At 61.9% G+C, this 289-nt stretch carries 1 pseudogene; it reads right to left on the minus strand.

The features are described from left to right. A pseudogene (locus EN807_RS34720) lies at positions 1-289 on the minus strand (RNA degradosome polyphosphate kinase); the annotation flags it as partial.

Here is a 289-nt window from a genome sequence, read left to right on the forward strand (position 1 = left end):
GGTCGATCGACAGCGGGGTGAGCACCGGAAACACCTGGTCCTGGAAATGCTCTTCCAGCCAGACCTTTTCGTCCGTGGTCAGCGCATCGCGGGTGATGCTCTCGATGCCTTCCTTGTTGAGCAGAACCGTGAGTGCCGAAAGGCTCTTCTGCTGGTCTTCCTGCAGCCGCTCGACTTCACGCAGCAATTGTTCGAGCTGCTGTTCGGGGGTGCGTCCGTCCGGGCTCTTCAGCACGATGCCCTCGCGCACCTGGCCGGCAAGGACGGCGACGCGCACCATGAAGAACTC

Source organism: Mesorhizobium sp. M5C.F.Ca.ET.164.01.1.1 (genome assembly GCF_004792125.1).
GTDB classification, from domain to species: domain Bacteria; phylum Pseudomonadota; class Alphaproteobacteria; order Rhizobiales; family Rhizobiaceae; genus Mesorhizobium; species Mesorhizobium wenxiniae.